Raw genomic sequence first — 10,699 nt, 5'->3', positions numbered from 1 at the left:
AACGTTGCAAGTTTTCCAATCCCTGCTCGATATCCCGTAAATCCAGCAGTTTGCCTTCACGCGCGGGAAAGGGGGTTATCCGCTGGATATATTTCCCGCTGTCAGGGGTATAGCGGATATGCCGGATGTTGCCCGGTATCATCACCAGTTTTAAGGTGTGGGTACGCAAATCCTGGGGAGGAGCCAGAACCCGGCTGGTGACATAGCCGTGATTAATGAGCTGATCTTGCAACTGGGTTATCAGCCGACTAATGCCTTTATCGCCCAGGCAATGGTTTTCGCCCTGTTGGGCGACACGCCGGAGCGGTAACCAGTGCGGGAAATTTTCGGTACCTGCCAATACGACATGAGTGACAGGAAAACAGGGGGTTTCCACCGCAAAGGCGGCTGACTCCCCGGTTTCCGGTACCGACAGATGAACTTCCGCAGGCGGCGGGGCTAATTGCGCTTCCAGCGCTTGCTGACGGGCCTGTTGATGAATGAGTTGTTGATCTGCGATGTCGGCGGCCTGACTGCCTGAAACCACGCTACAAAAAACCACAAATACTAAAATACTGCTTTTCATTGACTTTCTATTCCACAATGTCGAAACAGCATTAACCACGAATTTAACTTAGCGATCAATATTTAGGGTTGATTATCAACCGGGCAACTAAAATAGGGGGTTGGTTAAGATAGCAGCAAAAACAAGAGGTTATATGACAAGGCAAAAAACAGGCCAATGTGATTATTTTGTGACAACATTGTATAAAAAATAGATTAATATTAATCATTTAATAATCAACATTAATAATTTCAAATTAATTTTATTTCTTTTGTTTTGGTTATGTGGTGTGAATCACATTTATGATGATTAATTTCGGTATGAAATTACTTGAACTGTGACGGTTGTTGTTAATTTGTGATGAGGAATTACCTTTTTTGATTAGGTTGGATGATGATTTTTAGCTCAGTTGGCAGAACAGGTATTAGGCTATTGCGGATTGGGAGATAATCATCAGAAGCAGGTGTTCGTAATTAATTCACAGATTGGAAAAAATCATGAAAAAACATTCACAGCCACTTAAAGAAAATAGATATTTATTAAAAGCGTTATCCCAGAGGCTATTTACTATTGCCCCTCAACTTCCTGGATATAATAAAATCATTGGCTATCAATCAGCAGAAAAAACAAGGGAAACGGTTTTACTGTATTACAGCAATGGTAAGGATCTCCCCGTATGAGAATCTTAAAAGTCATACTTTTAAGATGGTTTTTATGTATGCGCCTTAACAGGCGCATACATCAGAATCACTTATTCAATTGAACAAGCATTTTCCTGTGGGACATAATCAAAGTGTAATTCCCGGCTCCGATTCCTTTTTACACCCCAAACACCGTGGAAACGCTCTGCATTACTGGCAGTATACCGCACAGTATGGCGAATATTGCTGTGCCCAAGATAGTCTTGTATCAACCGCGTATCTATTCCCCTATCTGCAAGTGCAAAACCGCAGGCATGGCGCAACATGTGCGGATGAGAACCTACGGAAATATTAGCCAATTTCCCTAACTGACTAATAATTTGATAAATGCGCTGGCGAGTTAGTGGTTTTCCGGTACGCGACAGAAACAACCAATCACTTTCTGCCCCTCGGAAGGTTTTACGGACTTTTAGCCACTCCCTGATCGCCTGGATTTCATAGCCCAAAAGAGGATGAATAGTAGAAAATCCGCCTTTTAAACGCCGGATATATAAACTTCCATCCTCCAAATCCAGATCAGATATCCGTAGATACCTAGCTTCACTAACACGTAAGCCATGAACAAAACTCATGTATACCAGACAATAGTCGCGCTCCCCATTAGGGCTCTTTTTCGCCATTTCCAGCATACTTTCCACTTCGTGTTGCGTTAGATGTCTTCGCTGACCCATTATGGTCTATCCCAAATATTCTTTGTTTCAACGCATTTAACATGCTGCGTTATCTGTAACTGATTAAGACCCGGAACCAACCCTAAATCCCCCATAGTAATTAAACCTGCACCGAAATGGCGGCAGATGACTGTATAAAAACCCTGTTTCTGTACTTGATCTATGCTCAAGCTGCGTAATGGATAGATATTCAATGTCTGTTCTCCGGTAATCCCCCCCTATTCTTACCATCACAAGGCCAAAAGAAAAATAGTGATTCAATTAACCGATCCCCACCAAATAAGGCTTTTTGGCTAGAATTACCAACAAAAATCGCTGCAATAGGCCTAATAACCATTTTAACAAAAGGACATGTCCGTCAGATTGATATCTGGTTCAAATCACTAAGGAAGGATGTTGATGCAGCAATGTTTGCCGGCTTCCGATAAACATTTAATCCCTCTATCTTTGCTAGAGGAACCCGGCAGACAGCAAATCTAACAAACTGGTAACACAGGTAGACGATCCTCTATGCAGAATGATCTGGTATATCAGCTAGATACAATATTCAGCTTTTCAAACCACTACCAGATTTTATCCATGTCGTCATCAATGATGCCTTTTATAAATTTTTTAAACCTCAATATTATGACCCATTATTGCCCTCCTCCGCCAATCATTTGCAACAAAATTTGGTTTGCGAGTGTCTCACGCGTTTAAAAGTTACATGTTACTTTTCCCGTTAATTGACGTTAAGGGGTGATCCACATCCTCTACCCGCTCATCTGCTAATCCATTGGCTTCACTAGCTGATGTGCGCTTTGCGCTGTATGACGAGGCAATTTATTTCGATGCAGAAATCAACGAAATAACTTCATTCGAGTCTAACCTGATCATGTTCATTGATTTACTATTATTACAAGCAACGTCTTAATTCATTGAGTACAAGCTATACAATATGATCTCGACAGCCAAGGAAAATAAAAACAGAGAAAGAGATGTTAAGAATTAAATCAAACCTGTATAAAAACCATTTAAATAATTTCAGAACTAAACAATATTAACACTTATATTTTTTACATAGAGGTATTTTTTACACAGAATAATAAACCATTTAATTAACAGATATGTGTAAAAATCAATAAATTTTATTTCTTTACGAATTAATTATTGCAATCTCTTATATATTCAGGTTATTTTAAGTGTAATCATTAAAAAAACGCTTCAGATAATGATTTAAAGACTCATTAAGGAGTTGCCATGTTAAATATAAAAAACAAACAAAATAATATTACTCCGCAATTAGTTTACATGTGGGAAAATAGTCATGATTTTTGGGAAACTAAACATTGCCGGTCAAAATTTATTTATGCAAATCCGCTTTTTTGCCAACGACTTAACTTATCTGAACATTCTGATATTACCGAACTTTCAGCAAGTGAGTTACCCTCGCCTATTGCAAAATATGAAAATTCAGGAAGTTGTATTAATACTCTCTTTGATGCCAATAAAGAAAAAGATTTCTCTCTAACCTGTCTGTGTTTTACAAAAATACATCGGCCAAAAATAAAAAGAATATTGTTGTCTTAACGATGTTGATCTCGACACACCAGAAAAATTTTTGCAACAAGAAAGCATTATGTTTTCCTAAATCAAAATATTACACAAATATGACTAGAAAAAATTCAACCACTTCGTTACAAATAATCAACACATTGGAAGCAAGCAATGAACCGTGGGGAGTAAAAGATAAATCTTCCTGTTTTCTCTATGGTAATAGTGCATTAATTAAACTCCAAAATATAAATGCCAACTATGATTATGAAGGTAAATATGATAGTGATATTCCCTGGAAAGGTAATGAATTTGCCAAAAATTTTATTACACATGATTTGCAGGTCATAAAAAATAGAGAAAGTATTTTATCATTAGAGACACATGTCTTTGGCCGAGATAAAGTTTTATCATCTTATTTCCAGGAAAAATTTCCATTCTATGATGATAAAGGTGAATGCATCGGTGTTCTTTTCCATGCCTGGAAAGTTCAGGATAATTCACTGACTCGGCTATTTCACAGTAAACTGCCCGCTTCTATTATGTTTCAATCGCCGACTCATCTCCTTACTGAACAAGAATGGGAAGTTGTCTTTCTTTTTCTACAAAAATATAGTAGGACACAAATCTGTCAATTACTCAAAATTTCAAATAAAACCATAGAGGAATATATAAGAAAGATTTATAATAAATTGAAAGTTAACTCAGACTCACAACTGGAGGAATATTGCCGACTAAATAGTTTTGATCTCTATGCACCAAAAAGGTTCTTATTGTCTTACTTATAAATATCGTCTATTTATTCAAATTTTTTATAAGGTAATAATGTTATAAAGGTCAAATATGAGTCAATCAGGATGTAAAAAAGTCCCTTTTATTACTCCTCAATTAACTAATATGTGGGATAAAAGCTCAGAACCGTGGTTTGTAAAAGATAAGGAGTTCCGCTTTATTTATGCAAATAAAATGTTTATCAAAGCTAATAAGCTACCTGAAAATATTGATATTATTGGGTATACCGATAAAGAATTACCTTCGCCAGTTAATCAATTCTCTCATCTTTTTGAGGAACATGATCATAAGGTGTTACAGGGTATGCAACGAATATCATCTCTTAGCACTTACCCTCAAGCAAAAAATGAACAAGCCACATCCTATTTCTGTGATAAATATCCGTTAATGGATGAAAATAAACAGTGTATTGGTATAATTGCTCACGCAAGAGAAATACATAATTTTACTGTATCTCATTATATGGAGAACAATATTCCTATATCAATTCGATTTCAACAACCTAACAATCTATTAAAAGAGAAAGAATGGATAATCATTTTTTTATTCTGCCGTGGCGTTAGTAATAGATATATCGCTGACGAAATGAAAATTTCATATCGCACTGTGGAAAAATATTTCGAAAGTATCTATGAGAAACTATCAGTTAGCTCAGCAATTGAGTTAAGAACACTTTGCAAAGAGAATAGTTATGATCTTTATATTCCCCCCCAATACCTTCAATCTATAGGCCATATTTTGCTATAAATAATCGATTTCATTATTACATATTTCTCTCTGACCTGTTTAATTAACCTGAATTTTGCTTAAATTTCCCCTAACTGATATATGGATAACAATTTGATAAATCAAAATAAAGGGCTAAAAACGTGACTAAATAATCATTTTTTTGAAAATTTACTTTTCTATTTCTGTTGAAGACTTTATATAAAAAACGATGAAACCAAGAAATTCTCATGAGCACTGACGGGTGCTTTATCATGGTCGAATGGTTTACATCAACATTTTGGCAAGAAACAGGGTGTTTATGACCCTGTTTCAATTCCAAGATCCAGATACTCCACAATCAACGAACAATAATACCTAACAGAATGCCCAATGCGCCAAAGTCAGCATCACTGAATGTCGTGTTAGCAATACCGATATCCCCCAAAACGGGTAACAGAAATACGGGTAAGAAGGTAATCAGAAAGCCCTGAGTAAAAGCCCCAAGAATAGCGCCTCTACGCCCCCCTGTCGCATTACCAAAAACCCCGGCCGCCGCACCAACAAAAAAATGCGGCACAACACCGGGAATAATGACCGTCATACCCAGTGCATACAGTACAAACATACCGATAACACCAGCCACAAAACTGCTCAAGAATCCTACCAATACTGCATTAGGGGCGTAAGGAAAGACAACCGGGCAATCTAACGCAGGTTTAGCATTTGGGACCAGTTTGTCAGAAATTCCTTTAAATGCAGGAACAATTTCTGCAATGACCATTCTCACACCTTGCAGAATAATGTATACACCTGCGGCAAAGGTAATAGATTGCATTAGCGAGAACATTAATCCATTTTTCCCACCACTGACTTCCCTCACAAAATCACCACCAGCAAATAAGCAACTGATCATGAAAATAATCGCCATCGTAAAAGAGATGGCAACCGGTGTATCACGCAGAAACAGCAAGCTTTTCGGAACATTCATCTCTTCGGTTGAATGGGCCTTATTTCCTAGTTTGCTGCCAATAAAACCAGCGAGAACATAGGAAAGCGAGGAAAAATGCCCAATGGCAACGTCGTCAGAACCTGTTACTTTCTTCATATATGGATGGACAATCGCCGGGAAGAAAACCATGGCAACGCCAACAACCACAGAACCAATAGCCACCAACATCGAGCCTTTGATCCCCGCTGTTGCCAGAATCACCGCGACCATCATGGACATAAATAATGTGTGGTGCCCAGTCAGAAAGATAAATTTCCACGGGGTAAAACGTGCAATCAAGATATTGATCACCATAGCAAAGAACATGATCATTGCCATTTCTTTACCAAAACTCTTTTGCGCAATGGAAACAATTGCTTCGTTGTTTGGTACGACTCCCTGAATACCAAAAGCGTGTTGGAAAATTTCAGCAAAACCCCCCAGTGAAGAGACGACTAATCCAGCACCCGCCCCCAAGATCAAAAACCCCATAATGGTTTTTATAGTACCTTTGATACATTCAGTCACCGGTTTCCTTTGCACGATCAAACCAACAAGCGCGATAAACCCCACCAAAATCGCCGGTTCTGACAGAACATCACTCATCAGAAAATGAAAAAATTCCATGACAATCCCCCGGTTACAGTGCACCAAGTTCAACTAATGCCACGGACAGACGTACTTTCATTGCCGATTTATCCACCATATTGTCCAGCGCAACAATTTTGCCATCGACTGCCTGAATAACCAGTTGTTCTGCAATATCTTTAGTACCGACAAAAATGTCGCTTTGAGTTGCTTTTGCTGACCCCAGATCAACGTGATCAACACTGGCATCTATTCCCATCTCTTTCAGAATATTTTTGATGCTCATTTCCATCATCAAGCTGGTACCTAACCCATGTCCGCAAACGACAGTGATTTTCATACTGTTACCCCATAGCAAAAATAACGACTTAATACTTGTTAATCACGGCAAGAATCTCTTCTTTACTTTTGGCACTCATCAGTAATGCAATATCTTGTTGATTATCAAATAGTTCGGCAAGTTTAGCGATCACTTCGATATGGCTGTTGCTATCAGTTGCCGCCAAGACAATCAACAAATTAACCGGATCATTTTCTTCAGAACCAAACTCCACTCCTTTGCTAATCACAGTTAACGCTAAAGCTAATTTGTTGACCCCTTGTTCCGGTCTGGCATGTGGCATAGCAATTCCCGGCCCAACAACATAATAGGGACCAATTACCTCATGCGAACGATAAATAGCATCAATATAACAAGAAGAAATGGCACCATTTTCCACCAGAGGCTGACAAGCCATCGCGATTGCTTCGCGCCAATTTTTAGCATCCGGTATCACTTGGATCACATCTTGGGTGAGTAACGTCTTTAGCATCAATCTCCCCTAATTAAAATCTCATTCCGCTCTACCTACCCTCTGTCTTCTGTTTTCTGTTTTCTATCTTTATCTTCTGCTAGTGATATTAGTCACAAATGATAGCGCTATCTATGATCGTAACTCATAATTGTGATAGCGCTATCATTTGTTATTTGATTAATTCACCAGAAAGCGAAAGTACATCATGGTTTTTTCCCCACGGTTTGCCTGAGATCAGGTAGAATCCCATCGTCAAATTCATAGCCGTTAATTAAAAAAATAGAAAAATATTTTGATGAAAAAGACACGAAAACGCCGTAATACAGGGCGAGTAACATTACAAGATGTTGCTAAGTATGCTGGTGTCGGTTCAATGACAGTTTCACGCGCATTGAGAACACCAGAAGTGGTATCGGATAAATTGCGAGAAAAAATTGAACACGCTATACAAGAATTGGGATATATCCCAAATGGCGCTGCCGGCGTACTTGCTTCGGGCCAAAGTAATATTATTGCAGTACTTGTGCCCTCACTGACAGATAAAGCTAGTGCTACATTTATACAGTCACTGCAACAAGTGCTGAATAAACATGCCTTTCAAGTTTTGCTTGGATGTCATGAATATAACCATAATAAAGAAGCTGAAATTATCATGACATTACTGCAAAGCAATGCAGTAGCATTGGTGATTTTTGGTTCGCTATTGGCAGATAAAACCCACAGCAATATTTCTCATATCAATATTCCCATTATTAATGTTGCAAACTCTCATCAACAGCAGACGGCAATTAATATAGAAACCGATTATTCCGCGGCTGCCTATACGTTGACTGAACATATGTTGAATAATGGCCGCAAGCATATCGGTTATATTGGTGCCCAAATGGACAACCGTTTACGCAATCAGCAAATTAATGGCTGGCATAAAGCCATGCTGCATCACTATCAGAATGCTGACCAAAATATCACTACCTCGGATACTGCTAGCATGCAATTTGGTCGCCAGGCAATTACTGAAATGTTATTACGTCAACCTGAACTGGACGGTGTGATTTGCAGTCATGAAGTGATTGCCCTAGGTGTCATGTTTGAATGTCAGCGGCGTCTACTTAAAATACCCGCTGATTTGGCTGTGGCTTGTCTGGATGGTTCAAATAACTGTGACCACACACAGCCAACACTGACATCAATTCGCATTGATTATCCCCAAATAGGCAGGGACACCGGAAAATTACTGATAAAACTGCTCACTCAACAAGGTGAAGATGAAACAAAACATCAAAACAACCGATATCACCTATTTTCGTATAAGTTCGAGCCTAGACAAAGTGCTTAGCAAAATTAATCACCCTATGCTATTGTTTGGCTCAGTTAATATTGCTGGCATAATAACCGATGTCACCGAATAGCATAATCTGCATGAGCACGCTCAACTTGAAGCGTATCGGCAGTTTGTTGTAATTTAACTAACCGCCCACCCCGCACTGTCCATATATGAACGAAACGAGAAATGAACCGTTTGCCACGCTTCACCCGTCCCAAATAATTACCCAGAACAATGATATGATCATCTGACTCAAAATATTCAGAACTGTCCACCACAAACTCATCAATATCATTTAAAAACGGCACAAAAAAATTATTTAATACATCCTCAATTCCTTCATAAACCCCACCATACCGAGATCCTTCGGTAACATCCCAAATAATATCACTCGCCATGATCTGGCGAAGAACATCAATATCACCCATAGAGTCGTAAAAACGACGAACAATAGATACATTTAATGAATCTGACATTATCATTCTCCTTCAAATTATCCTGCAATGAAATATGACCGGCTCTTATAAAATGAGCCAGCCGGATATCTTGGGACGTTCAACCAAAAAGCGCCATTAAAGCTTTAAATTAACATCCCCGAAAAACAATTCGAATATCTTTCATGTTAGGCTATCCATTGTGGGTAAGATATCCCCTTACCTAGGTAAGCGCTGGATAATCAGTATAGCCTATAGCTCCAGGAACCATAAACGTTTCCGGTTGTTGTTCATTAAATGACGCTTTAACCAAAAACCGGTGAGGTAAGTCTGGATTGGAGATGAATAATTGACCAAAAGCCACTGCGTCAGCCCGGTCGTCAGCAAGAACTTGCTCGGCACTTTCTTGAGTAAGTTCCTCGTTAGCAATATAGGTTGACCCAAAAGCCTCTTTTATCACCTTACTTAAGTCACCATCAACCACAGCATCACGTGAGAAGATAAAAGCAATACCTCGTTTACCAAGTTCACGTGCTACATATCCAAACGTCGCCACAGGATTGGAATCCGCCATAGAGTAATAACCACCACGTGGGGACAAATGCATGCCAACACGTGATGATCCCCAAACTGAAATACAAGCGTCTGTCACTTCCAGCAGTAATCGAGCCCGATTTTCGACTGAACCTCCGTACTGATCTGTGCGCAGATTAGCATTATCTTGCAAGAATTGATCGAGCAAATATCCATTGGCACCATGTATTTCTACGCCATCAAACCCTGCCGTTTTCGCATTTTCCGCTCCGCGCCTGAATGCTTCGACAATACCGGGAATTTCCTCAGACTCAAGCGGCCGTGGAACCACGAAAGGACGTTTTGGGCGTAATAAGCTAACATGACCATCAGCCGCAATTGCACTTGGCGCCACTGGCCGTTCTCCATTAAGGAAAACAGGGTCCGATATCCGCCCCACATGCCAAAGCTGTATAAAAATACGCCCACCAGCAGCATGCACAGCATCCGTGACCAATCGCCAACCAGCAACTTGCTCATCTGACCAAATACCCGGCGTATTCTCGTAGCCAACTCCTTGCGGAGTTACTGAAGTCGCTTCGCTGATAATCAAACCCGCAGAAACGCGCTGAGCATAGTATTCCGCCATCAGCGCATTAGGGACACGCCCTTCTCCTTCTGCACGATTACGTGTCAGAGGAGCCATAATGATGCGATTTGGCAAGTCGAGATCACCAATGCGAATTGGGTCAAAAAGTGTAGGCATATTTTTTCTCTCATATATACCCGTTATCCTTCAAGTTGCCTCTTTGTTGGCGGCACTCGCTCACCCCGGTCACATCGTTACCTATGCTCCCGGGGATTCACTCCCTTGCCGTCGCGATGCATCTTGAAATCCATAGGGTATAGATTAATAAACTTCAATCTTTGGATCTTTTTGTCCTTCTGACATAACGCGACACCTTACCGCTATTGACTTCGCTTTTTGCCAGTAAAGAATCAAGGATAAAAGAGTACGGCAAATCAGGGTTATCGCGGCCAATCTTAGCCCAAGTTTAGGCTTCATTGAATTGTTTATATCGCCTGAATTACGGATCTATGACTCAGAA

Annotated in this window: 14 protein-coding genes and 1 pseudogene; 7 read left to right on the top strand and 8 right to left on the bottom strand. The window is 39.7% G+C overall.

The features are described from left to right. On the bottom strand, positions 1 to 565 hold a 565-nt coding region (locus CKY02_RS15740; protein ID WP_146747456.1), incomplete at its 3' end, for a POTRA domain-containing protein. 476 nt (positions 566 to 1,041) lie between these two features. Here CKY02_RS15740 and CKY02_RS15735 point away from each other — a divergent pair. Next, positions 1,042 to 1,224 carry a hypothetical protein gene (locus CKY02_RS15735; protein ID WP_112896020.1) on the top strand — a complete coding sequence of 61 codons (183 nt, stop codon included), beginning with the start codon at positions 1,042 to 1,044 and terminating at the stop codon, positions 1,222 to 1,224. Positions 1,225 to 1,295: 71 nt separating this feature from the next. On the opposite strand, the gene CKY02_RS15730 is transcribed toward CKY02_RS15735, so the two are convergent. Both CKY02_RS15730 and CKY02_RS15725 read right to left on the bottom strand, forming a co-directional pair. Then, the gene (locus CKY02_RS15730; RefSeq protein ID WP_112896019.1) at positions 1,296 to 1,916 is read right to left on the bottom strand and encodes a tyrosine-type DNA invertase; all 621 of its coding nucleotides are present in this window, start codon (positions 1,914 to 1,916) and stop codon (positions 1,296 to 1,298) included. Next, positions 1,916 to 2,110 carry a hypothetical protein gene (locus tag CKY02_RS15725; protein WP_112896018.1) on the bottom strand — a complete coding sequence of 65 codons (195 nt, stop codon included), beginning with the start codon at positions 2,108 to 2,110 and terminating at the stop codon, positions 1,916 to 1,918. The genes CKY02_RS15730 and CKY02_RS15725 overlap by 1 nt, the downstream gene beginning before the upstream one ends. Positions 2,111 to 2,670: 560 nt before the next feature. Here CKY02_RS15725 and CKY02_RS25805 point away from each other — a divergent pair. The 4 genes and pseudogenes from CKY02_RS25805 to CKY02_RS15705 all read left to right on the top strand — a co-directional run. After that, a pseudogene (locus CKY02_RS25805) lies at positions 2,671 to 2,829 on the top strand (MurR/RpiR family transcriptional regulator); the annotation flags it as partial. A gap of 326 nt (positions 2,830 to 3,155) precedes the next feature. Continuing rightward, complete coding sequence (locus tag CKY02_RS15715; protein WP_112896017.1) at positions 3,156 to 3,485, top strand: hypothetical protein; 330 nt, start codon at positions 3,156 to 3,158, stop codon at positions 3,483 to 3,485. A gap of 80 nt (positions 3,486 to 3,565) precedes the next feature. Next, entirely contained in the window at positions 3,566 to 4,237 is a 672-nt protein-coding gene (locus CKY02_RS15710; RefSeq protein WP_112896024.1) for a helix-turn-helix transcriptional regulator, read from the top strand. A gap of 55 nt (positions 4,238 to 4,292) precedes the next feature. Continuing rightward, complete coding sequence (locus CKY02_RS15705) at positions 4,293 to 4,988, top strand: helix-turn-helix transcriptional regulator (protein WP_112896016.1); 696 nt, start codon at positions 4,293 to 4,295, stop codon at positions 4,986 to 4,988. Positions 4,989 to 5,307: 319 nt separating this feature from the next. Here CKY02_RS15705 and CKY02_RS15700 read toward each other — a convergent pair whose 3' ends face one another. From CKY02_RS15700 to CKY02_RS15690, 3 genes are read right to left on the bottom strand one after another with little or no spacing between them, the layout of a single operon-like run. Beyond that, complete coding sequence (locus CKY02_RS15700; RefSeq protein WP_112896015.1) at positions 5,308 to 6,564, bottom strand: PTS ascorbate transporter subunit IIC; 1,257 nt, start codon at positions 6,562 to 6,564, stop codon at positions 5,308 to 5,310. Between the two features lie 13 nt (positions 6,565 to 6,577). After that, on the bottom strand, positions 6,578 to 6,865 hold the full coding sequence (locus CKY02_RS15695) for a PTS sugar transporter subunit IIB (protein WP_112896014.1): 288 nt from the start codon (positions 6,863 to 6,865) through the stop codon (positions 6,578 to 6,580). A gap of 28 nt (positions 6,866 to 6,893) precedes the next feature. Next, a complete protein-coding gene (locus CKY02_RS15690; RefSeq protein ID WP_112896013.1) occupies positions 6,894 to 7,337 on the bottom strand; it encodes a PTS sugar transporter subunit IIA in 444 nt (147 codons plus the stop codon). A gap of 277 nt (positions 7,338 to 7,614) precedes the next feature. On the opposite strand from CKY02_RS15690, the gene CKY02_RS15685 reads away from it, so the two are divergent. Beyond that, positions 7,615 to 8,655, top strand: a complete 1,041-nt coding sequence (locus CKY02_RS15685) for a LacI family DNA-binding transcriptional regulator (protein ID WP_112896012.1) — start codon at positions 7,615 to 7,617, stop codon at positions 8,653 to 8,655. A gap of 62 nt (positions 8,656 to 8,717) precedes the next feature. On the opposite strand, the gene CKY02_RS15680 is transcribed toward CKY02_RS15685, so the two are convergent. Continuing rightward, positions 8,718 to 9,119 (bottom strand): nuclear transport factor 2 family protein, encoded by a 402-nt coding sequence (locus CKY02_RS15680; RefSeq protein ID WP_112896011.1) that lies wholly within the window; start codon positions 9,117 to 9,119, stop codon positions 8,718 to 8,720. Between the two features lie 181 nt (positions 9,120 to 9,300). Then, positions 9,301 to 10,356 (bottom strand): alkene reductase, encoded by a 1,056-nt coding sequence (locus tag CKY02_RS15675; RefSeq protein ID WP_112896010.1) that lies wholly within the window; start codon positions 10,354 to 10,356, stop codon positions 9,301 to 9,303. On the opposite strand from CKY02_RS15675, the gene CKY02_RS24755 reads away from it, so the two are divergent. Then, positions 10,328 to 10,483 carry a hypothetical protein gene (locus CKY02_RS24755; RefSeq protein WP_167405316.1) on the top strand — a complete coding sequence of 52 codons (156 nt, stop codon included), beginning with the start codon at positions 10,328 to 10,330 and terminating at the stop codon, positions 10,481 to 10,483. The two genes, CKY02_RS15675 and CKY02_RS24755, sit on opposite strands and share 29 nt — an antisense overlap. The last annotated feature ends 216 nt before the right edge of the window (positions 10,484 to 10,699 follow it).

The organism is Photorhabdus bodei (genome assembly GCF_003287735.1).
Classification (GTDB): domain Bacteria; phylum Pseudomonadota; class Gammaproteobacteria; order Enterobacterales; family Enterobacteriaceae; genus Photorhabdus; species Photorhabdus kayaii.
The sequence above is the reverse complement of the archived record's forward strand: the minus strand, read 5'-3'. Positions and strand labels throughout refer to the sequence as shown.